At 38.0% G+C, this 22,089-nt stretch carries 21 protein-coding genes; 3 read left to right on the plus strand and 18 right to left on the minus strand.

Annotation, left to right across the window (positions count from 1 at the left end; genetic code table 11):
• Positions 1–192: 192 nt before the first annotated feature.
• From HNQ80_RS11120 to HNQ80_RS11150, 7 genes are all read right to left on the minus strand, one after another.
• The gene (locus HNQ80_RS11120) at positions 193–1,599 is read right to left on the minus strand and encodes an FAD-dependent oxidoreductase (RefSeq protein WP_207726975.1); all 1,407 of its coding nucleotides are present in this window, start codon (positions 1,597–1,599) and stop codon (positions 193–195) included.
• A 66-nt stretch (positions 1,600–1,665) separates the two neighbouring features.
• Positions 1,666–2,022 (minus strand): FMN-binding protein, encoded by a 357-nt coding sequence (locus tag HNQ80_RS11125; protein WP_243183193.1) that lies wholly within the window; start codon positions 2,020–2,022, stop codon positions 1,666–1,668.
• Between the two features lie 146 nt (positions 2,023–2,168).
• Positions 2,169–2,807, minus strand: coding sequence for a response regulator (locus tag HNQ80_RS11130; protein WP_184310732.1), 639 nt, complete (start codon positions 2,805–2,807; stop codon positions 2,169–2,171).
• Positions 2,788–4,206 carry a sensor histidine kinase gene (locus HNQ80_RS11135; protein WP_184310733.1) on the minus strand — a complete coding sequence of 473 codons (1,419 nt, stop codon included), beginning with the start codon at positions 4,204–4,206 and terminating at the stop codon, positions 2,788–2,790. The genes HNQ80_RS11130 and HNQ80_RS11135 overlap by 20 nt, the downstream gene beginning before the upstream one ends.
• 11 nt (positions 4,207–4,217) lie before the next feature.
• The gene (locus tag HNQ80_RS11140; protein WP_184310734.1) at positions 4,218–6,014 is read right to left on the minus strand and encodes an ABC transporter ATP-binding protein; all 1,797 of its coding nucleotides are present in this window, start codon (positions 6,012–6,014) and stop codon (positions 4,218–4,220) included.
• On the minus strand, positions 5,995–7,806 hold the full coding sequence (locus HNQ80_RS11145; RefSeq protein WP_184310735.1) for an ABC transporter ATP-binding protein: 1,812 nt from the start codon (positions 7,804–7,806) through the stop codon (positions 5,995–5,997). The genes HNQ80_RS11140 and HNQ80_RS11145 overlap by 20 nt, the downstream gene beginning before the upstream one ends.
• Before the next feature lie 48 nt (positions 7,807–7,854).
• Positions 7,855–8,160 (minus strand): PadR family transcriptional regulator, encoded by a 306-nt coding sequence (locus tag HNQ80_RS11150; RefSeq protein WP_184310736.1) that lies wholly within the window; start codon positions 8,158–8,160, stop codon positions 7,855–7,857.
• A gap of 201 nt (positions 8,161–8,361) precedes the next feature.
• On the opposite strand from HNQ80_RS11150, the gene ric reads away from it, so the two are divergent.
• Positions 8,362–9,066, plus strand: coding sequence for an iron-sulfur cluster repair di-iron protein (gene ric, locus HNQ80_RS11155; protein ID WP_184310737.1), 705 nt, complete (start codon positions 8,362–8,364; stop codon positions 9,064–9,066).
• Between the two features lie 147 nt (positions 9,067–9,213).
• Here the strand turns inward: ric and HNQ80_RS11160 are convergent, their stop codons facing one another.
• Together HNQ80_RS11160 and HNQ80_RS25905 are read right to left on the minus strand one after the other, a co-directional pair.
• Positions 9,214–10,170, minus strand: a complete 957-nt coding sequence (locus HNQ80_RS11160; protein WP_184310738.1) for a methyl-accepting chemotaxis protein — start codon at positions 10,168–10,170, stop codon at positions 9,214–9,216.
• Positions 10,171–10,610: 440 nt separating this feature from the next.
• On the minus strand, positions 10,611–12,023 hold the full coding sequence (locus HNQ80_RS25905) for a peptidoglycan-binding domain-containing protein (RefSeq protein ID WP_184310739.1): 1,413 nt from the start codon (positions 12,021–12,023) through the stop codon (positions 10,611–10,613).
• 384 nt (positions 12,024–12,407) lie between these two features.
• On the opposite strand from HNQ80_RS25905, the gene HNQ80_RS11170 reads away from it, so the two are divergent.
• The gene (locus tag HNQ80_RS11170) at positions 12,408–13,265 is read left to right on the plus strand and encodes a hypothetical protein (protein ID WP_184310740.1); all 858 of its coding nucleotides are present in this window, start codon (positions 12,408–12,410) and stop codon (positions 13,263–13,265) included.
• Positions 13,266–13,321: 56 nt separating this feature from the next.
• A complete protein-coding gene (locus tag HNQ80_RS11175; protein ID WP_184310741.1) occupies positions 13,322–13,825 on the plus strand; it encodes an arsinothricin resistance N-acetyltransferase ArsN1 family A in 504 nt (167 codons plus the stop codon).
• A 66-nt stretch (positions 13,826–13,891) separates the two neighbouring features.
• Here HNQ80_RS11175 and HNQ80_RS11180 read toward each other — a convergent pair whose 3' ends face one another.
• The 9 genes from HNQ80_RS11180 to gatC all read right to left on the minus strand — a co-directional run bounded on the left by HNQ80_RS11180 (position 13,892) and on the right by gatC (position 22,087).
• Complete coding sequence (locus HNQ80_RS11180; RefSeq protein ID WP_184310742.1) at positions 13,892–14,032, minus strand: hypothetical protein; 141 nt, start codon at positions 14,030–14,032, stop codon at positions 13,892–13,894.
• Between the two features lie 50 nt (positions 14,033–14,082).
• Positions 14,083–14,463 (minus strand): hypothetical protein, encoded by a 381-nt coding sequence (locus HNQ80_RS11185; protein WP_184310743.1) that lies wholly within the window; start codon positions 14,461–14,463, stop codon positions 14,083–14,085.
• Between the two features lie 159 nt (positions 14,464–14,622).
• Complete coding sequence (locus HNQ80_RS11190) at positions 14,623–15,387, minus strand: acyl-CoA dehydratase activase (protein ID WP_184310744.1); 765 nt, start codon at positions 15,385–15,387, stop codon at positions 14,623–14,625.
• A 4-nt stretch (positions 15,388–15,391) separates the two neighbouring features.
• The gene (locus tag HNQ80_RS11195; protein WP_184310745.1) at positions 15,392–16,384 is read right to left on the minus strand and encodes a 2-hydroxyacyl-CoA dehydratase family protein; all 993 of its coding nucleotides are present in this window, start codon (positions 16,382–16,384) and stop codon (positions 15,392–15,394) included.
• Between the two features lie 478 nt (positions 16,385–16,862).
• Positions 16,863–17,432, minus strand: a complete 570-nt coding sequence (locus HNQ80_RS11200) for an ANTAR domain-containing response regulator (RefSeq protein WP_184310746.1) — start codon at positions 17,430–17,432, stop codon at positions 16,863–16,865.
• Between the two features lie 56 nt (positions 17,433–17,488).
• Positions 17,489–18,814, minus strand: coding sequence for a type I glutamate--ammonia ligase (gene glnA / locus HNQ80_RS11205; protein ID WP_184310747.1), 1,326 nt, complete (start codon positions 18,812–18,814; stop codon positions 17,489–17,491).
• Between the two features lie 69 nt (positions 18,815–18,883).
• Positions 18,884–20,314 (minus strand): Asp-tRNA(Asn)/Glu-tRNA(Gln) amidotransferase subunit GatB, encoded by a 1,431-nt coding sequence (gatB, locus tag HNQ80_RS11210; protein WP_184310748.1) that lies wholly within the window; start codon positions 20,312–20,314, stop codon positions 18,884–18,886.
• A gap of 2 nt (positions 20,315–20,316) precedes the next feature.
• Positions 20,317–21,792 (minus strand): Asp-tRNA(Asn)/Glu-tRNA(Gln) amidotransferase subunit GatA, encoded by a 1,476-nt coding sequence (gene gatA, locus HNQ80_RS11215; RefSeq protein WP_184310749.1) that lies wholly within the window; start codon positions 21,790–21,792, stop codon positions 20,317–20,319.
• 10 nt (positions 21,793–21,802) lie between these two features.
• The gene (gatC, locus tag HNQ80_RS11220; protein WP_184310750.1) at positions 21,803–22,087 is read right to left on the minus strand and encodes an Asp-tRNA(Asn)/Glu-tRNA(Gln) amidotransferase subunit GatC; all 285 of its coding nucleotides are present in this window, start codon (positions 22,085–22,087) and stop codon (positions 21,803–21,805) included.
• Positions 22,088–22,089 lie beyond the last annotated feature (2 nt).

A 22,089-nucleotide genomic window follows, 5' to 3' on the forward strand; every position in this document is an offset into this window, starting at 1 on the left:
TTTATTTTTTTGATCCAAACGAAAAAATTATCAATTACTAGAAATTAAGAAAACCACCAGATAGATAAAATCTGGTGGTTTGTAATCAACCTCAATAAATACAGACCCTTGTTGGGTCTGTATTTATTAAGCATTTTGTAATATAAATATAACAGAGGGCGTATCTTGCGTATTAATCTTAACTTACCTTAACTATTTCCCTACAGCATGATTCGCAGCAATCTTACCAAATACGATATCATCTAATGTGTTATTTCCAGCTACACGGCCAGCTCCATATAAACCTCCGACAACTTCACCAGCTGCATATAAGCCTTCGATTACGTTGCCATCATTGTTAAGAACTTGTGCATTTTCATTGATTGCGATACCACCCATTGTGTAGTGGCTTGATGGTAATGTTTTTACACCATAGAAAGGCCCTACTGTCACCTTACCCATTGTCTTTCTATTGAATGGATCTTGACCACCGTTATATGCATCTACAGTTGCTTTTAAAACTGCAGCGTCTAGACCAAGCTGTGCAGCAAGATCCTCAATTGTGTCGGCTTTAACACCTTTTCCTTGTTCAACAGCCTTTTTTCCATCCTTTGTATTATATACATCTGTATCAAAGATGATATATGCCATACGATCTTCTTGCTTTAAAATTTCTGCACCTAAATCCCAAGGCTTCATTGTCTCATCTACAAATCTTTCAGCCTTCTTGTTTACTAAGATACCGCCTTTGCCTTCCTCGTTTACAATAATTTCTTTATACCAGTGACCATTTGCGGATAATGGTCTCATTTGGAAGTATTCCATATCTTTCAACTGAGCACCAACTGCTACAGCCATTTTTATTCCGTCTCCAGTTGGCCCTGGTGTTGTCATTTCTGCATTAATTCCTTTGTAGTTTGAATTGTACTCTGCAATCATTTCTGGCGCATTGTTTAGACCACCAGTAGCTAATACAACTGCCTTCGCTTTAATGGCATATGTCCCACCTTCACCTTCTACTTTTGCACCTACAACCTTGCCATCTTCAACGATTAATTCAGTTGCTTTTGTATTTACTTTTATTTCTAAGTTCTTGTATTTTCCAGCTTCAGCTTGGAAAGCTTTCACTAATTGCGCACCATAGTGTCCCTCTGTAGGGATAATCCAAAATGGCTCTTCTGGGCTCTGAATCTTAAAGCTTAATCCTAAAGAAACTAACCAATCATAAGCAGCGCTACTGTTTTCAGCTAATATCTTAACCAAGGCTTCATCGGCTAAACCTTTTCCAGTTTCCATTGTCTTTTTAATATGATCTTCAACTGTGAAAGGTAATCCTGCTTCTTCATGCAATTTTGTATCTGAAGCAGTTATACCAGTAGCAGAAATAATTGTATTTCCACCCACTGCAGGCATCTTTTCAACTAAGATAACGTTTGCACCATTTTCAGCTGCTGTGATAGCTGATGTAAGTCCGGCGCCACCACCACCGATAACTAGAATATCCGTTGTGATATCTTTACTTGTAGGTGTCTGTGGTTGACTTGCAGGTGTTGCACAACCTGTTAACATACTCACCATTAAAACAACGATTAGCATCATTGCGATTCCTATACGACGCATTGATTTCACTCCCTTATTTTTTTAGCAATCTTTCATATTGATAAAACATTCACTTTAAAGCTAACTCTACTTTGCAGCATCCTTTACTGCATCTGTAACAGCAGCCATAATGCCTTTGCTTGTAACCGTTCCACCACTTACTACATCAACTTCTGGTGTCTGCTTTTCAATAATAGATTTTATTATCTTTTCAAATACTGGATCTGAAAGTCCTGGTGTTTCACTGTGCTCGATCGTTTTGACTTCTTTGATATTGCCTTTTTCTACAACCACCTCAACCTTTATAGGACCACCCTTTCCTTCTCCTACACCTGTATATGTACCGTCAACGTACTTTCCTGCATTTGCAGAGGATTGGCAGCCTACACCGAGTGCTACTGCTAAAATAAGTACTAAAATAATTGCTATTCTTTTCTTCAACATGATTTTCCCTCCTTTTTAAGTGTAGTATATAAGCGATATAACCATTATCCCCATGATTCTGGAGTATTTGTTACAAATTTATCATACCATTTCAATTGTATAGAAGATATTTGTCAAACGTCCTCTATTGAAAGGACAAAAGTCCCTTATTTAAGGGACTTTTGTTTTGACCAGTATATGGCGGCTTCTGTTCTGTTTGACACATTAATTTTTCTCATAATTCTACTGACATAGTTTCTTACGGTTTTCTCCGCGATAAATAGCTCTTCTGCAATTTCTTTATTTGTTTTTCCTAATCTTATTAAATCTAATATGTTTCGCTCTTGCGAAGTTAATTCTTCGGTCATCTCACTATTGCCTCTAACTACATTCATTACTTTTCCAATCATTGCCGGATCAAGAATTGATTCTCCTTTTGCTACGTTTTCAATCGCTGAAAGTATTGCCTTGCTATCGATATTCTTTAGTAGATATCCATCTGCCCCTGCTTTTATCGTCTCCAATAGCAATAAATCATCGGCAAAGGCAGTTAGTACAATAATTTTTGTATTGGGAGATATTTTTTTTATTTGCCGACACCCCGTTGCACCATCTCCATCGGGCAATTTTAAGTCTAGCAGAACGATCTCTGGTTTTAAGGTCTCTACTTTTTCATAAGCTTCGGCTAAAGTAGCTGCCTCCCCACAAACAAGATACCCTTGTTTTTTTTCGATGAGTGTGCTCATCCCCCATCTTACGATGGCATGGTCATCTACCAATAATATTCTAATGTTTTTCATTTCCATGATTATGCTCCTCCCAAGGAATACTAACGCATACCACTGTTCCTTTTCCGCTGCTGTCTATTTCAAAAACGCCATTCACCGATTTTGCTCTTTCTCTCATGGCGTAGAGCCCATAACCGCTAACACCATCTATTTTATCAGTATCAAATCCTCGCCCATCATCATAAACCGTAGCCACCACATATTTTAGCGTTGTATTTAATGTGACGATGAGCTTTGTAGCATTCCCATGTTTTATTGCATTATTGATAGCCTCCTGAACGACATAATAGATTTGCGTTAGTTTTTCAGATGATAAATGTCCTAGCGTAATATCTGGCACTTCATAATTCAATTGAATAGGAATGTGGCATGTTTTCTCAAAGTTATGAACAAGCTCATAGAGCTTATATTTCAGATCCTCTATTTCCATCTTTCTTGATGAAACTGTCTCTAGAAAACCTCGTATCTTTCCGATCGTATTGTTAAGACTTTCTTTTACCCCAATAAGACCTTCTTTCTGAGCGAGGCTGCTTTCCTCCTCTATCATGTTCTCTAGCCGCAGTCCAGCAACAAAAAGATCTTGAAGAATCACATCATGTAGTTCTCTACCCAGCCTTCTTCTTTCCATGCTTGCTGCTTGCTGTTCCGTTAAGATTGCTAGTTTTTTATTTGTTTCCCACTTGAAAACATCAATGATTCCAACGAATAGGATGGTAATACCGATTGCAATCGCAGCCCTGCCTAGTTCTACTGGAAAACCCAAAATATCTCGGAATACTTCCGTATTCATAATATTGGCAGGGAAGAAATCCATTTTTCTTACAATTAGTCCGGCAAGTATAGCATAGGTTGCAAAAAACATCGCCAATCCTTTTGTTTTGAATGCTACTTTTGTAAATCCCATACTCAGCATCGTTTTCGCATTTCTGTACAAAGCCACCGCTGTAATTACACTTCCAGGAAATCCAATGAAATATCTACTAGTCATGCTTTGAAACCATCGCTTTGACAACATATCGCCGTTATACACCAATGGTATGATAAAATGTAAAACTAACCATATAAAGAAAATGATCCAAGGAAAATTCTTTAATTTTTTTTTCACCTTTTCACCATATTCAAAGAGCTTTATCCCAAACATCCAAAGAAATGTGAAGGAAAGAGCGTTCAATAGAATAGCTAATTCATGAATTATTCGATCATATTTGGGATATATGTCTGCTATCATAATCATGAGCAGCCATTCTACCAATCCATGAATAATTCCAAAACCTCCTAGGTATTTAATGGATTTTAACAATGGAAAACTGCTATCTCCATGGGTATGTTGCAACAATGACGCAATACCCATGGTATAAAAGGCAAGGCCATAGATAAAGAACAGCAGTATATATTGATTACCTGTATATAGATTCATGTACACTCTCCTTAGACATCTAATCTCCATCCCAAGTCTTCTAGCTGCTTGAATACACTGTACCAGCCTTTTTCCCCCGCTAATTTATCTGGGCTTCCAGACTGGACAATCTTCCCTGCTGCCATAATATAGACCTCATCAGCATCGATAACACCTGATAAACGATGACTGATGGTAATGATCGTTCTTTTATTTCCTATGGCTCGAAAGGCATCAAAAATTACTTTTTCTGTTAATGCATCCATACCAGAAGTTGGTTCATCTAGCAGCAGTACCGGAGGATCACATACAACTGCTCTTGCCAGTGATAATAACTGAGATTGCCCAAAGGACAATTTTATACCTTGAACACCGATTACTGTGTCATATCCATCAGGAAGAGCAGCAATAAAATCTTGCAGACCCACCAACTTTGCAGCTTTTTCTACTTCTTCTTGAGTAATCCTATCATCTCTTAAGGTTATATTCTCTCGTAAGGTTCCTTCAAAAATATGGGTACTTTGTGGCACGATACCGATTAATTTTCTTCTATCAGTTGCGTGAAGACGATAAGGATCAATGCCAGATATGCTGATCGCACCTGCATGCGGTTTATATAGACCAGCTATCAAGTTCATAAGACTCGTCTTTCCAGCACCCGTTCTTCCAACGATTGCAACTTTTTTCCCTTCATGAATGTCCAATGAAACATCCTTTAGAATAAGTTTATCGGGTGCATATCCAAAGCTTATATCCCTAATTGTGACGCTGACACCCTGCTCACTTACGAAAAATTTATTATCTAGACGCTGTATTTTCCCTTTTTCTTCTACTTCTTCCCCTAAGAAACCTACTATACGTCTTAGCCCTGCCATGGCTTGCTGTATCGTTTGAAATTCTTGGCTTAAAGCCTCGACAGGACTTAACAACCTGCTAACTAAATCCGCAAAAGCTGCCAGACTTCCAATCGTAACGGTTGTCCCATCGTAATCGCTTGTCTTGGCCCCTAGTAACACAATGGCAGCAATGACAATGGCCTTAATGGTTTGCATCACACAGGGAAAATAGGAGTCAAAAACAGCTGCATGATCAATTGACTTTAAATGTTCTCTTAGAGGCGTCTGAAATTTTTTCTCATATTCATCCTCTTTTGCATAAAACTTAACGATTCTGATGCCATTAAAGAGTTCTTGTAAATAGGTATTTATTTTTCCTACCGCTTTACGGATTTCCATCTGTGCTTTCAAGATGTTTTTTCGAAAATAATTAGCTACGATTAGAAGTACCGGTATTGATAACAATGTAATGAAGCATAATCTTGGACTTATTACATACATGGCCATGGCAATCCCAAAGACCTTCATCATGTCAGTAAATCCGCTGATTAAACCCGATGAAAACAGTGTATTCACAGAGTCCACATCAGAGCTCATGTAACTCATGATTTCCCCTACTGGTGTTCTATTATAATAATTCATCGGTAACTTTGCTATATGTTCAGCCATAAGAAGGCGTAAGTCAATAAGAATATTCTGCCCTATATAAGTTGTTAAATAAGTTTGAGCAAAAGCAAAAATACTGCTTCCCATAGAAGCGGCAAGGTAGTAAAACGCAGCTATCCATACTTGCTCTATCTGTCCATTCTTTAAATTTACATCTAATATTCTCTTTAAGAGCATTGGAGGCAATAATTCAAGTAAAGTAAGGGACAGCGCAGTAAAAGCTAACAGGACATAGAATAATCCTAATCGACTCCGTGTATTTTTCATAGCTTTTAATACGACGGAAAGTGGGTGTTGTTTTTCATTTCTAACCTGCCATGTAGCCATTTTTTTCACCCTCCATCCATTTTTGTGCACTGAATATTTTCTGATAGATACCATCTACTTCCATCAATTTATGATGATTACCTTGTTCCACCAATCTTCCTTGATCCAGCACCAATATATGATCGATATCCTTAAAGGCATCCAAACGGTGTGAAAAAAGAAATATAGTTTTTCCCTTCAGTTCCTGGCGCATTCTTGCTATCATTCTCTGCTCAGTACCTATGTCAACAGCAGAAAAAGGGTCATCCAAAATAAGAATAGGCGTATCTGCATATAGGGCTCTTGCCAAGGATATTCTCTGTTTCTGTCCACCAGAGACTCTCACACCCTTTTCTCCAACCACTGTCTGAATTCCGTTTGGAAACAACTCCATATCATCACTTAGGGCAGTAATATAGAGTATCTTCTGTAATCTTTCGTATTCTGCAGCGTATTTATCTAATATGCCAAATGTAATATTTTCTTCTATGGTAGAAGAGAATAAAAAGGAATCCTGTCCCGAATAAGCAATCAATGATGTAAGCTTCTCCCTATGTATCTCCCTTAATTCTTCTCCCAAAATCTTGATACTCCCTCTGTACGGATAGCGTCCAGTCAAAACCGTGGCCAGCGCACTTTTCCCAGCTCCTACAGGACCAGTAATACCGATGATCGCACCTGTTTTGGCATTAAAGCTGATACCACTCAATACATCCTGAGCACTATTTGTATACTTAAAATCCATATCCTTTACCACGATATCGATGTCATTGGTATGTCTGTTTTCGAAGGTTACTGAAACTTCTTCAATTAAGTGAGGAGAATCCAATTTTTCCTTTATTCGGTCCCAAGATGCTTTGGCAGCATGGAATTGGTTAAACACTCTTGCAGCCACCCATGTTCTCGTAGACATTGCGATAAACATTGTAAGAAATGCTGTAAAATGACCTAATGACCATCCTCTATTGATCACTCGGTTACCACCTAGTCCAATTACACCGATAATCCCCAATGAAGCAAGGGTAGAGTATACAGGCATCATGCCTGTTTGAAGCAAACTGACCTTAATGCTCCAGTGCATCTGATCCTTACTATACGCTTTCAATCTTTCATTCTCTGTTTCTTCCCGTCCAAATAGTCTTAATGTAGTTATTCCATTTAAGGTTTTCTGTAAATGGGAGTTAACAATGGAAGCTGACTTTCTAGCGTTTGTTGAAAACCGATAAAGAGGGTGTCTGACCGCTTCAGCCGCATAAATTGCTATGGGAATCGGTATTGAGCACACCAATGTAATCATCGGATCATAATAAAGTAGTACGATATAATATGAAAGCATTAATAACCATGTATCCCAAGCCTCATTAATCGTAGACTGCATGGTAGATACAACCTGCTCTACATCTCCCACGGTTCTTGACATCAAATCACCCACAGATTCTCGATCTAATTGCTCCATGGACTGCCCTAATGCCTTTGAAAGAATCCCTGCTCTCATATCGCAGGCAATCCGATTGCTCATATCCCTTAAATACCATCTTTTTATATAACGGGCATATTGAAAAAAGATGGTAACTCCAACAAATAAAAAACAATACATAATTAAGGTCCTAGTGTTTTCTCGATTTACGCCTTGTTTCTCTATGGTTCCAGCTGCATCCAAAGCCAGTCCAAGTAAAATTGGACCTGCCACAATCACTGTATTGTACAAGATACCAGAGACTGCTTGAATAATGAACTGTTTTCTATATTTTCTTAGATATGATTTGAGATTTAGTGGATCCTCCTTTGGTAATTGGAAAAAATTTAATTCCATAACGCCATCCCCCTCTCATTCTATTATGCTAAAGATGTTTTCCCTAGTTTATTCCAACTCATCGATTAGCTCCATAGCTTTTTCTTTCGCTAGCTTAAGCACTTCCTCTCCCTCGGCAGTAATCTGATAATATTTTCTTACCTTTCCATCGATTACTTTTTCGATAGAATACAATAATCCACTTTTTTCAAGATTATGGAAAATTGGATATAATGTACCCGCACTTATTTCGTAACCATGCTCTTGTAATTCTTCCATCATCCAAAGACCAAATACCGGTTCCTTGCATGCATGATGAAGTATATGAAGCTGTATAAACCCTAAAAAAAGTTTTCTTAAAACCTTATCTTTCATTAAAATCACCTCTTGTCTATATCGATTTTAGATATCGGATTTCGATATTGATATTATATTCCTTTTTTTGTTTTCTATCAATAACTTTCATTTGTACACATCACTTTTTAATCAATTTAAAGAATGTGATTCTAATCAAAGATTAAATTTCCTTTTCTATTTATAATAAGGTTAAATAATCAATTGATTGGAGGATTTACTATGATAAAGAACTTTAAAGCAAGTGAGAAAATTGGCGATATCGTATCAAGATTTCCAAAGGCAGCCGAAATATTCAAGGCATATAATATTGATTTTTGCTGTGGTGGAGACAGACCGTTATCCCAAGCTATGGAAGAACAAAATTTGAATCAAAGAGAAGTTTTAGATAAGTTAGAAGAAAAATATAATGAGCTAAGAAACATGCAGCTTGAAGAGATGGACTTTAGAAAATTATCCATGACAGAACTTATAGACCATATCATGAATACACATCACGTATTTGTCAAAACTGAGTTGCCTAGAATCGGTGATTTGATTGCTAAAATCCTAAGAGTTCACAGTGTCGAGCATGGTCAAGAACTATTACAGGTCCACAAATTGTTTAGCAATCTTAGGATGGAAATGGAGCAGCATTTGATTAAGGAAGAAGCTATCTTATTTCCTAAAATTAAAGATTATGAAAAAACGCCTAGCGATCAACAATTAACTGAAATTATCTCCGTTATGAAAGAAACCGAGAATGAACATGACGGTGCTGGCGATTTAATAAAATCATTACGAAAAGTAACTAATGGCTTTACTGCTCCAAGCGATAGCTGTGCTAGCTTTGTCCTAACATACAAAAGGCTTGAAGCATTTGAATCAGATTTATTCCAGCATATTCACTTGGAAAACAACATCCTTTTCCCTAGATTAAAGAAATAATTTATTAGCGACGCTACTTTTTGTATATAAGGTGATATATAAATATAGATAGCCAATCATTAAGCAGGTATATTCATTTATACCTGCTTCTTTGCTATAAACCATTCTCAATAAAAACGGCTTTGTTCACGTATTTCCATTACACATCTATATCTTATTACTCACATAGATATCTATACTTTGCATGCTATCCTCTAACTTCTGGTCTACAATGCTTGCCTCTTTTACATGGTGAATAAGTTGAGCATTTGTTTTTTGCAATAACTTTTCTACATTTCTAATGTTATTTAAGACATCTTGCACGTACTCTTTTTGTACAGAAATTGTACTAATTACGCTTGTGACTTCATCTCCAATGTATTCAATAGCACCTAATGCTTCGTCAATCTTCTCAATCGCTTTTTGAGATATGAATGACCCTTCCATAATAGATTTTGTATTTTGTCCAGCTTTTTCTAAAACATCCCGTGTTTCTATTTGAATATTATCAATCAAACCAGCAATATTTTTGGTGCTTTCTGAAGTCATTTCAGCCAACTTTCTGACCTCTTCTGCCACAACGGTAAAACCTTTCCCTTGTTCCCCTGCACGGGCAGATTCGATGGCAGCGTTTAAGGCTAATAGGTTTGTTTTCCTTGCTATCCCAGTAATGACTCCAACAATTTCATCAATTTCAGCTATTTTTTTACTCAAACTTTCTAAACTTTTATACGTTTCCCGAGTCTCGACTTCTAATGACAAAATAATCTTGGAAATATTCTCTATGGACGCCTTTCCCTCTGAGGATTTGTGAATTGTCTCTTCGGTGGTTTTTAATAAATTATTACTTTTTACGTTCAATGCATCCATTGACTTATTTGTTTTATTACTCAATTCAGAAACCCTTGATATTTCACTTTCTACCTGTTGGGCTAAATTTGCCAGTACTCCATGTTCGTCATTTACACGATGATGTTGATTGATTACAGTCTGTATTTGCATATGTACATTCTTTAGAAAATTGATATATTCGTTTTCTAATTTTGATTTTTCCAGTACATCATCTTCACCTTTTACTTGTTGATCTAGGCTAGCTGAAACGCTCTTTTTAAATAAGTTTAACATTTTATTCCTGCCTTTCTTGCTGGAGATTACGTCCTATTTGTCAATTGCTTATAAAATCCATCTCCATCTTTTCATAATTTCTTTAGATTCATTATAGGGCGTAACAAAGATAAAATATGTGATTTAAGTCAAGGGCATATAAAGATATTAATATTTCTCAGCAAATTAGTCCCTATAACCGTGCCTACAACCGTATCCTATTCTAGCCTTTCTATCCCCAATTTTCTTCAGTCCGTCTTTGATGCACTACCAATATTCATAGTTTCTCTTTATGCAAGTAAAGTAGCAGCATAAACATTGGATAGTTGAATTGCATGTAATAAAAAAATATTGCATTAGGACTCTCAAAGGTAACAATAGAAAAAAACCAGGAACATAGTCCCTGGTTTAACTTAGCCATATCGTTTAGGTTTTCTGTATTCTTTTTAAACGAATACTAACTACTTCGTCTTTAATTCTTTCACGCCTGTAACAGAGCTTTTTTCATCCATTGTAAAAGTATCCATCGCTTCTTGTGTAGCGAAGTATATATTTCCCTTAACTTCACAGTTTACCAAAGAGAAGTCATTGGATTCAACATAAATGTCGCCAACAAAAGTACCATATTGTAGGGTAGACTTTGGACTCTTAAATGTGATAGATGGTGCTGTTAAAGTAAAGCTGTGAGTTGCCTTTTTCTTATCAGCTGGATCATTATGTGTGTAAAGACCTACCTTGCGTTTAAAATCATTTTCTGGTAAATTTTTATCTCTAAATTCACCTTCCACTACAAGGTCCTTGTCGATCGTTAAATCTCTTAGTGTAGCAATAATCCATGTACCGTCTTTGCTGATTGCCTTTTCAAAAGCAGCCGCATCATCAACGATTGAAGCTGTTGACACAGCATCTACGTCTGCTAATATTTGCTTTCCTGTGATAGCGCTTTTCGGATCCATTTTGAACGTATCTTTCGCTTCTTGCGTTGTGAAGTATACATTTCCGTCAACTGTAGCATCCACTAATTGGAAGTTTGGAACTCTAACGTAAAGGTCACCCTTAAAAGTTCCGCTTTGGATTCTAGCATTTGGGCTGTTAATTGTTAATTTTGGTGCTGTTAACGTAAATCTAGCTGTTACATTCTTATTTTCATCTTGCGTGTAAAGAGCTATTTTACGCTGGATAGCATCTGTACCATCCGCATTCTTCTTACCATTCTTGAACTCGCCCTCTAAAACAAGATCTTTATCAATGGTTAAATCATTAAGTGTAGCAATGATCCATTTACCATCTTTGCTGATTCCCTTTTCGAATGCAGCCGCATCACTTACTATAGAAGCAGATGCTACAACATCTACTGGTGCTGGTGTAGCAACCGGTGCAGGTGTTGCTACTGGCTCTGGTGTTGCTACTGGCACTGGTGTTGCTACTGGCGCTGGTGTTGCTGCATTTAACTTTTCAAAAGTCTTTGCACCAACGATGCCATCAGCAGTCAGGCCGTTTTTGCTTTGATAGCTTTTCACAGCTGCTAATGTTAACTTTCCAAAGATGCCATCAACCTTAAGCGCATATCCATTCTCATTAAGCTTTGTTTGAAGAAGTGCAACTTCACTACCCGCAGAACCTACTTGAAGTATACGGGTTACCGTTGTTGCTACGGTAGTAGTTTTTGCCTTAGGTGTCGTTTGCACCTTAGACGTTGTTGGTGCTGCTGGCTTAGCCGGTGCCTTAGGTGCAGCTGGTGTAGCTGGTGTAGTTGTTCCTGTAGCTGCTGAAACAACATCTACACCAAGAGGTCCTAACTTTGGACCAGCCACTACTGACAGTGATAATGCTGCTACTAGTGCACAAGTTACTGGTTTTAGATTTCTTTTCAAAAAAACACCCTCCTTATGTAAGTTACCTGTACTATATTTCTACGAAATAAAAATAATTTTTTTCTAGTCCAATTAAATAACAAATTTGATTGTTAATTATCAAACTGTAGAAAATAAAATATTATTATACTTCGTAAGAAATATTAACAGATACATTATATCAATAAAGTGATCCAAAATACAAGACATAAGGGGATATTTTGTCATATTTTCGCAAAGCATGTCAACGTTAAAATGTACTGGTATATCCTAAGAAAAATCCCCTTTTTTAGATGCTTTATATTTAAATTTTAATTTATCTGTGTCCACGCTTCGAAAAATAGGATATATGGTATATAATGGTTATTAAGGCCTTTATGTTTTGAATTGAAAGAGGTGTATGTCATGCCATCAGCTTCACTCCAATGGGCAAGGTTAATCAATGACAAAAAAGATATCCCTGAAATTTTCACAAGCTGTCTTTCACAAATTTTAGGAGACGCAATTACGCTTCCATACTTAATTTATGCTCCACAGGACACCTGGAGAGGACAGACTATTCATGATAAATTACTCTTTACACACAATAATAATGCTTATATATTAGAAAATTCAAATGGCTCAATTATGGTTTTTTGTCATGCTTTCGAAGACATCATTACTATTGAACACGGAAAGATTCTTTTGTATTCATGGATCAGAATTGAATCCATGATAGATGATAAGGTCATTCATTCGATTTTTCAATATAATACCGTGGTAGAATCCTTCTTTAAAGAAATCATGCAGACAATACGTAATTCCATTGTTAGCAAGAAAATAAAAGCGAATCCAAACGATAAGCATGGCAATTTTTTTAGCATTGAAGATCTGACCTGTAGACTAGAAAACTATACCAAAAGCTGTCTTCTACCTTATCAAAAAGTAGCCAGTGCAGTATTTCAACCAGCTATTTTCAAAAGATCCTGGCTTATTTCGAAAGATCTTCTGATACCTAACCAACTATTAATTCTAACCAGCGAAGAGCTTATTATTTATAAAGAAGAATTTGAAAAAGCAGATATTAGTAAATTTGGTGGTATCTGGTCTTATATTCCACTGAATAAAATTAGATCCCTAGAACGAATTGTGGATACTTCAGCTAGCCTAATTGTTCTGTCCATTCAATTCTATGGATCTAAAAAAATAAATCTGTCTTATCCACTAACACGGAGCGATGACGTCAGCTCTCTGATCAGCCAAATAAACGCCCACATCAGATAATTTGCTGGCAAATTCTCTGAGAAATAATAAGTGTTGTAAAGAAAGGGGAGATATTTATGAACTATATAACCCGTATAGCCATCACAGATGATATTCCATCTATTCGAGAAATCTACAATCAAGGCATTGAAGATAGAATTGCCACATTGGAAACTACCTTAAGGAGCGATGAAGATATGTACGCTTGGCTAACGAATCGAAGCGATAGCCACAAGGTACTGGTCATTGAAGATGAAACCGGTAATGTTGATGGTTGGGCGTCGTTAAATGTTTTTAATTCCAGATGCTGCTATAGCGGTGTTGTAGACATCTCCATCTACATTAGAAGGGAGCTGAGAGGTAAGGGTTTAGGCAAAACTCTACTAAATGCCCTCATTCAAGCTGCCAAAGAACAAGGTTTCCACAAGGTGGTTCTTAGCACCTTTTTATCTAATAAAGCAGGTCAGCATTTGTATAGATCCCTTGGTTTTCGAGAGGTAGGTACCTATATCCAGCATGGTATTCTAGACGGTAAATGGGTAGATGTAACGATTATGGAGAAGATTCTTTCTGCCCACTAAAAGGTACACTACGTACACTTCGTTAAAAAAGGAGAATCTATCGGGGATTCTCCTTAAACCATTCTACTACTTCTTATTCTTATTTTCTGCTTTGTCCTTATTTGTCAATGCTTCATGCTTATTAGGACTTAGTCCAAACTCTGCTAAAAACTCTTTGCTGAACTCAATTTTATGAGTACTTTTAGGGCTTCTTTTACTAACCTTCATATAATCACCTCGCTATTAGTATGCGATTACATGACAAATGTATACTTAGACTATTGTCTCATATCAAAATCTATTTCATGCTTTAAAATCTCTTCAATCTTCTTTTCGATGCCCTCGAGATCAAGACCAGCTTCCTTTTTGATACTCTTTCTTAACATGGGCCCAATTTGCTGTATATCATCTAATATGTCTTGTAATAGCTCCATAGCAGCGGTGGCCTCCATAACCTCTCTAGGCGTTTCTACAATGTTTGCCAGTATAGAGTGCTCCGTCCTAGAAGCCACCATAGGGTGTTTCATCTCTTCCACAAATACATGGGTTCTTCTCCCAGGTCCTCTTTCGTCTTCAATAGGTTCCAATGCCACAATTTTATCAGATCGAACGAACTTACCATATCCTAATGGCACAATAACATTTTCCTTAACATCCATCATTCATCATCCTTTTTTGTAGGTATTCTTCTAAATATTGTTTCCTCATTTTCTAGGATGATATTCTAACAGATTTATCCTACTGTTTGCTAATTTCTTCATTCTCTACATAAAAAATATTTTTTCATCGCCAATGATTACCAAAGTTTTCTCTCCTTGTCATCGTTTCAGCATTTTGTTTCCATAATGACAGCATCCTATGGCACCATTAAACTGTGGATCTTGAAGGGAAATGATTTCATCATAATCTTCTTTCAAATAGTACTGAATTGCACTGCTTTGAGCCACCCCACCCGATAAAACTAATTTTCTACCTTTAAATTTAGTAAGTAACGGTTGAAGTCTCTTATACAGTGAATAGTTCACACCTGCACAAAGCTTTTCGAGCGCTACACCCTCTGCAATTTTTCCTATCAATTCCGATTCAGAGAACACCGCACAAGTGGAATTCAATTCTACAGGCTCGTCATAACAATTGGACATTCCTTCAAGCGTCACTTCCAATACATTCGCCATATTCTCCAAGTATCTACCACAGGAGGCAGCACACTTTTCGTTGAGCTCCAAATCTGTAATAATTCCTTTTTCTACCTTTACGACCTTCACATCCTGCCCTCCTATATCCAGTAAAATAAACTCCTTTAATCCGCTTTGATAGAGGGCCCCATAAGCATGGGCTTTGATCTCATTGATAGATTGAAATAGCTTAAGATCGGTATTGTTTCTTCCATATCCTGTAGAAATACCTCGATCAATATCTCCAACACCCAACTTTTTCAAATCCACAGCCAGTTTTCCATCAAAATTACAGTAATCTCTATAGAAGGACATGGTACTGATTTTGAATTGATCTACGATCATACCGCTTTCCATTAACACTACTTTTACCTGCCTACTACCAAGGTCAATACCAAGTATTCTCACTTTTTTACTCCTTTCGATCCGACAGCATATCAATAAAAGCTTCTATCCTAAGCTTTGTTCGGGCATCCAAAGCATTTAACTTATCACCTTCGATGTTTAGTATAGGAATATCCAATTCCTTTTTTAGGATAATATCTTCAATAGCCCTATAGCAAAATGCTTGGGTATAATGAATAACCCCATCTATTCTTCGTTCCTTGATCTGCTGCTTTAATTCCTTTAATCGGAAATGAATGTCATAGGGATAGGTATAATCATGATACTGTTCATATACATTTGAGGCATTGCTTGCCCTAGGAAAAGCAAACTCACGCTGTACCTCATTATATACAAAGTGAGCATCATAGTTTTCTACCAACTCGTAAATGTCACAGGTCATAGGAGGCACACCAATAAACGCCAATCTTATTTTTTTATTGTAGGATGCTCTTTGTCGTATTTCTTTTATCTTGTCTTCCATTTCTGATTGAAATGAATAAATATCCCCATTAAAATCGCTTAAACTTACCTGATATAGATGATTTTCAAAGCCACTTCCCTTATTTTCAAGGTATGTCATCACGTCTATTTGCTTCGCCAATTCCCTAAGTTCATTTAACTGCAGCCTTACTTTTTCAACCTCAGACAGATCTACCCCGAAAATTTTCATAAAATTGGCGATAGCCGCCTTCACGTCATCTAGCATATGACTGTGGGGGTAGGCAAAAGGATATACCCGAATACCTTTTAATTTCAGCACTTCAATCAGTGCTTTCGTATTGGAACAGTCTCCTTCCATCACGCCAACGACTTCCTTTATTTCATGTTGAAGACAAGCACCGTAGATTCCCTTGATCCAGGCACAGGAGCTTTTTGGAAATCCATCCCTTTCCGCCAAATCAATGTATCGATTATAGTCCACCGATGTAATAAACAAATTGTTTAAATCGATCACCTTGTAACCAGCTGCTAGCAATACTTCTATAGGAACCATTGTGGTAATCCCTATTCTTCTCATGATTCACCTCTACTCTTTGTTTTAGACAATAAAAAGGCACACTTCGTGTGCTTCGCTAGGGGAACCTAGTTCCCCTTCGACGGCTGCAAGTCAGCCTGAGCACCCCTCTTACTACGGCAGGGGATTTCATCCCCTACATCCCCTCTTTTTTATTGTCTAAATATGCATATATTTAGACAATAAAAAAAGGACATATCTGTCCCAAAATAAGAAAATACTACAAACTGAGTAGTATTCGCCCTAGTTTTGTTTATAGACAGGATGGTTTCGAACTGTCTTCTTTATTTTTACTGACTCATTATAGCACGCTCCAGATATAGATGCAACCCTTGGAAATATTAAACATAAAAATCGCAAATTACTCCGCAAATGCTCATGGTGCAATGGAGATTTCTTCGAGTAAGACTCTCAAAATCTCCATTACTTAAATTAACCGAAGGTTTAGATTCTCTGCAATATAAGATATCTTTAAATAAGTTTATTTATTATCTTTGATAATTTTTTCAGCCATCTTATCCATAGAAATACACTGATCCATGCTCTCTTTTCTTAGTATCTTATAGGCTTCATTTTCTGAAATGCTAAGTTTCTCCATTAAGATTCCCTTTGCCCTGTCTATCTTCTTTCTGCTTTCAAGACTATGTTCTAAGGAGGCTACCTTCTTCTCTAGCGAACTAATTTTTTGGGCATTTCTAATCGTAAATTCTACCGTTTGATATAGCTGTTCCTGCTGAATGGGCTTCATAATGTAGGCATAAACGTTCATATTTTGCAGTTTTTCATAGAATCCCTTACTGGCATAATTGGTGACAAATAGTACTGTAGATAGGCGATCTTCTTCTATGATCCTCCCTGCCTCATAGGCTTGGATTCCCCATAGATTCACGTCCATAATGACTAGATCAGGAAAAATGCTTCTGGAAATTCTTATGGCTCCTGCTCCATCCGTCGCTTGAAACAGCTTATATCCCTTCATCGTTAACAACTCACATAGTTTTTTCCTAGATGTTTCGCTGCTATCCGCAATCAATATACTAAAAATGTTCATCTCACCCACTCCAAACAGCTAGCTACGCTTTTTCCCCATCCTATTCTTTATGACTCTTAGAATTTTCTTAGATACCGATCTAATTCCCACTGGGAAATATAACGAGAGTATTCTGTCCATTCATATAAGACCGCGTCAACAAACTTCTCATAAATATGATCTCCAAGGGCTTCTTTGATCACAGCATCCTTTGAAAGCCATTGTACCGCTTCATAGATATTTCCTGGTAGGTACTCAATGCCTTTCTCCTTCATCTCCTGTTCCTCCATGTGATAGACATTGCTGGTAACAGGTGTTGGCGGCTCGATTTTATTTTTAATCCCATCGAGTCCTGCCTTTAAAATAGCTGCCAGCGCCAGATAAGGATTGGCAGAAGGATCTGGATTTCTTAACTCAATTCGTGTAGAATTTCCCCTCTTTGCAGGTATTCTGATCAGAGGACTTCGATTGCTTGCAGACCAGGCAATCAGTACAGGGGCTTCATAACCTGGCACCAATCGCTTGTAGGAATTCACGGTAGGGTTAGTAATAGCTGTAAATCCTTTGGCATGGTCCATGACTCCCCCTAAAAAATGATAAGCCACTTGGGACAGCTTCATCTCATCGCCTTCATCATAGAAGGCATTTTTCCCATCCAATGTTTCTAAGGACATATTAATATGCATGCCCGATCCACTGACACCAAATTTTGGCTTTGGCATGAAGGTAGCATGGAGACCATGTCTCTGAGCAATAAGCCTTACTACCATCTTAAAGGTCATAATATTATCGGCTGTGGTCAATGCGTCAGCATACTTGAAATCAATCTCATGCTGCCCTGGCGCCACCTCATGGTGGGAAGTCTCTATCTCAAATCCCATCTGTTTTAAGATCACGGTCATGTCTTTACGGGCATTTCCTCCTAGGTCAATGGGTGCCAAATCAAAATAACCAGCATTGTCATGGGTTTCAAGGGAAGGTTGCCCCTTCTCGTCAGTATGAAATAAGAAAAACTCACATTCAGGTCCCACATTCATGATATATCCCATATCAGCGGCCTCTTGAAGCACCTTTTTCAAGGTATTCCTAGGGCATCCTTCAAAAGGTGTTTCATCTGCCTTATATATGTCACATATCAATCTAGCTTCCCTTGGATAGTTGGTCCAAGGAAGAACCACAAAAGTAGACAAATCAGGTCGTAAATACATGTCAGATTCCTCAATTCTTACAAAACCATCTATGGAGGAACCATCAAACATGATTTCATTATCCAAAGCTTTTTCTAACTGCTCAATCGTGATGGCTACATTTTTCATGACACCTAAAATATCCGTAAACTGTAGATGGATGAATTCAACATCCATTTCCTTCGCTCTTTCAATTAGAGCAATCTTTTGGTCCACGACAAAAACCTCCCCACCTTACAATTTTTAAATATTATATCATTAAATACCAAGGCATGTTCAGTTCCCCTATAAATTTGCCAGCATTTTTTCTAAAATTTCCTTTGCTGTCTTTGGATTGGCTTTTCCCTTCGTCGCTTTCATAATTTGTCCCATTAAAAATCCTATAGCCTGAGGTTTTCCATTTTTAAAATCGTCTATGGCCTGTTGATTACTATCTAAAATCTCCTGGACTGCTGCTTCCAATTCATCGGCTCCACTGATCTGAGTTAATCCCTTTTCCTCCACAATTTCCATAGGACTTTTATCAGTTGCCGCCAATTCTTCAAATATTTCCTTACCCGCTGTACGGCTGATTTTACCTTCCTCGATCATTTTGATCAAATCCCCTAGATGACTTGCTTTCACAGGAATTTCATCTCCATCCTCATCCTTCAGCAGCCTTAACATTTCAACAAGAATCCAATTCGATGCTTCTTTCGGGCGAATTCCTGCTGATACTACCTCTTCAAAATAATCGGCCAATATCTTTCTACCAGTGAGAATAGTGATTTCTTTTTCATTCAAGCCGTAGCTTTCAGTAAACCTTACTTTTTTCTGAGCTGGAAGTTCTGGAAGACTCTCCTTCACCTTCATTACATCCTCTTCTTGAATAATCACAGGTAACAGGTCCGGCTCTGGGAAATAGCGATAATCATGGGCATCTTCCTTCGATCGCATAGGCACCGTCTTTCCCTTGGCACTATCCCACTTTCGTGTTTCCTGCTTTATCTTATAGGCCTCTCCAAAGGTGTATAGCTCTCTCTGCCTTTTCTCCTCTTTCTGAATGGCTTTTAATATTTCCTTGAATGAGTTCATGTTCTTGATTTCTACCTTAGTATTCAATGTTTCTTGTCCGATTGGTCGGATAGAGATATTGGCATCACATCGCATGGAGCCTTGTTCCATCTTGCAATCTGAAACCTCCACATACTCCAGCATAGCTCTTAATTCCCGTAAAAAGGCTACCGCCTCCTCAGAGGATCGCATATCAGGTTCTGTCACAATTTCAATCAATGGCACTCCTGTTCGGTTATAATCAATCAAGGTTACCGGTGCATCTTCCAGGTGAATCAGCTTTCCAGCATCCTCCTCCAGATGGATTCTCGTGATTCCAATTCGTTTTTCCTTATCATCTACTTTAATATCTACAAATCCTTTTTCACAGATGGGTAAGTCAAATTGGGAGATCTGATATGCCTTAGGCAAGTCAGGATAAAAATAGTTTTTTCGATCAAATTTATTTACATGATTGATGCGGCAATTCAATGCGCTCCCTGCCCGCATGGCAAGATTGACTACTTCCTCATTTAGTACAGGTAATGTTCCTGGAAGCCCTGTACAAATGGGACAAGTATTCTCATTGGGTTGAGCACCAAATTCCGTGGAACAGCCGCAGAATATTTTTGATTTTGTTTTTAGTTCCACATGGATTTCAAGTCCTATAATCGTTTCAAACATAGTTATTCTGCCTCCTTTAACGGCGCTGTCTCTTCAAAAATCCCTAGCCCTTGCTCTAAACTATAAGCTGCCTGCAGTAACTTCTTTTCAGCATAATGATCACCGATAAGCTGCAATCCGATGGGCAGTTTTCCTTGGCTAAAGCCACAAGGAATGGAAATAGCAGGCACTCCAGCAATGTTGATGTTTACCGTGTAGATATCCGCCAAATACATTTCAAGGGGATCTGAGGTCTTTTCACCCATAGAAAAAGGCAGCACCGGTGATGTCGGTGTTAAAATGATATCATAGGAATCAAATGCTTTTTTCATCACATTTCGTATCTTTTTGCGAAGAAGCATGGCCTTCTTGTAATATGCATCATAATACCCTGAAGAAAGTACATAGGTTCCCAACATAATCCTTCTTTTTACCTCTTTGCCGAAGCCCTCGGTTCTCGTGTTTTCCATCAGTTCCTCAATACCTGTAAAGCTTTCAGCTCTATACCCATATCGTACACCGTCATATCTTGCAAGATTGGCACTGGCTTCTGCTGAAGAAATAATATAGTAAGCAGAAAGTCCCGAATCCATAATCGGTAATGAAAATTCCTCTATAACAGCCCCCATTGCTTCAAATTGCTTCACCGCGTTTTCAATAGCGGTTCGAATTTCTGGATCTAGACCTTCCTGAAAGCACTCCTTTGGAATGCCTATGCGTAGCCCCTTCACACCTTTATTCAAGTCTGAAATATAATCTTTAGTTGGTTCACCTTGAATGCTGGTAGTATCCAATGGATCATATCCCTGGATTGCTTGAAGGCTTAGGGCACAGTCTTTCACTGTTCTCGTAAAAGGACCGATTTGATCTAAGGAAGATGCAAAGGCAATCAGTCCATATCTTGAGATCAACCCATAGGTGGGCTTTAGCCCCACAGCTCCACAAAAGGCGGCCGGCTGTCGGATAGATCCACCAGTATCTGATCCGAAGGTCAATGGCACAAATCCTGCAGCCAATGCCGCTGCAGACCCGCCAGATGAACCACCAGGAACTTTACTGAGATCCCAAGGATTTTTTGTCTTTTGAAAGGCTGAATTTTCCGTAGATGATCCCATGGCAAATTCGTCCATATTGGTTTTTCCAATGATAATGGCTCCCGCATCTTTTAATTTCTGAACAATCGTTGCATCATATGGCGGGACAAAATCTTCCAAAATCTTCGATGCACAAGTAGTTTTGATGCTTCGGGTACAGATGTTATCCTTAACAGCCACTGGTATACCTCCCAGAAGGCCTATGTCTTCTCCCGCTGCCAGTCTTTCATCTAGTACTTCTGCCTCTTTTAATGCTGATTCGCTACAAAGGCTGATAAATGCCCCAATCTGCGGATCTAGTTTCTCAATCCGATCCAAATAGCTTTGAACGACTTCTGTAACGGTAAACAGCTTTTCACTATATCCCTTTTGAATCTCCTCAATAGTCATCTGCTCTATTTTCATGATGTCACCCCTATTCTATAACCTTAGGAATAGAAAGATATGTTTCTTTCATTCCTTTTGCATTTTGAAACAACTCTTCCTTATTTTCAAAGGTTCTTAACTCATCTTTTCTAAGGATAGACTTTCCTTCTGCGTAGGTTTCTACGTTCTCAAAGCTGAGATCTTCCTTATCGAGGTTTTGAAAGTGGTCTAGAATTCCTTCGAATTCATGGGCGAAAGCCTCTGCCTCGGTTTCTGTAAACTTAAGTTTTGCCAGCTTTGCGATATAATTAATCGTTTCCGTTGTTATCTTCATAT

It is taken from the genome of Anaerosolibacter carboniphilus (assembly GCF_014205875.1).
In the GTDB taxonomy this organism is placed as follows: Bacteria; Bacillota; Clostridia; order Peptostreptococcales; family Thermotaleaceae; genus Anaerosolibacter; species Anaerosolibacter carboniphilus.

Excerpts from the sequence above, each read along its gene's own strand:
- HNQ80_RS11120 (WP_207726975.1), bottom strand. The coding sequence starts at position 1,599 with ATGCGTCGTATAGGAATCGCAATGATGCTAATCGTTGTTTTAATGGTG.
- HNQ80_RS11125 (WP_243183193.1), bottom strand. The coding sequence starts at position 2,022 with ATGTTGAAGAAAAGAATAGCAATTATTTTAGTACTTATTTTAGCAGTA.
- HNQ80_RS11130 (WP_184310732.1), bottom strand. The coding sequence starts at position 2,807 with ATGGAAATGAAAAACATTAGAATATTATTGGTAGATGACCATGCCATC.
- HNQ80_RS11135 (WP_184310733.1), bottom strand. The coding sequence starts at position 4,206 with ATGAATCTATATACAGGTAATCAATATATACTGCTGTTCTTTATCTAT.
- HNQ80_RS11140 (WP_184310734.1), bottom strand. The coding sequence starts at position 6,014 with ATGGCTACATGGCAGGTTAGAAATGAAAAACAACACCCACTTTCCGTC.
- HNQ80_RS11145 (WP_184310735.1), bottom strand. The coding sequence starts at position 7,806 with ATGGAATTAAATTTTTTCCAATTACCAAAGGAGGATCCACTAAATCTC.
- HNQ80_RS11150 (WP_184310736.1), bottom strand. The coding sequence starts at position 8,160 with ATGAAAGATAAGGTTTTAAGAAAACTTTTTTTAGGGTTTATACAGCTT.
- ric (WP_184310737.1), top strand. The coding sequence starts at position 8,362 with ATGATAAAGAACTTTAAAGCAAGTGAGAAAATTGGCGATATCGTATCA.
- HNQ80_RS11160 (WP_184310738.1), bottom strand. The coding sequence starts at position 10,170 with ATGTTAAACTTATTTAAAAAGAGCGTTTCAGCTAGCCTAGATCAACAA.
- HNQ80_RS11170 (WP_184310740.1), top strand. The coding sequence starts at position 12,408 with ATGCCATCAGCTTCACTCCAATGGGCAAGGTTAATCAATGACAAAAAA.
- HNQ80_RS11175 (WP_184310741.1), top strand. The coding sequence starts at position 13,322 with ATGAACTATATAACCCGTATAGCCATCACAGATGATATTCCATCTATT.
- HNQ80_RS11180 (WP_184310742.1), bottom strand. The coding sequence starts at position 14,032 with ATGAAGGTTAGTAAAAGAAGCCCTAAAAGTACTCATAAAATTGAGTTC.
- HNQ80_RS11185 (WP_184310743.1), bottom strand. The coding sequence starts at position 14,463 with ATGGATGTTAAGGAAAATGTTATTGTGCCATTAGGATATGGTAAGTTC.
- HNQ80_RS11195 (WP_184310745.1), bottom strand. The coding sequence starts at position 16,384 with ATGAGAAGAATAGGGATTACCACAATGGTTCCTATAGAAGTATTGCTA.
- HNQ80_RS11200 (WP_184310746.1), bottom strand. The coding sequence starts at position 17,432 with ATGAACATTTTTAGTATATTGATTGCGGATAGCAGCGAAACATCTAGG.
- gatB (WP_184310748.1), bottom strand. The coding sequence starts at position 20,314 with ATGTTTGAAACGATTATAGGACTTGAAATCCATGTGGAACTAAAAACA.
- gatA (WP_184310749.1), bottom strand. The coding sequence starts at position 21,792 with ATGAAAATAGAGCAGATGACTATTGAGGAGATTCAAAAGGGATATAGT.
- gatC (WP_184310750.1), bottom strand. The coding sequence starts at position 22,087 with ATGAAGATAACAACGGAAACGATTAATTATATCGCAAAGCTGGCAAAA.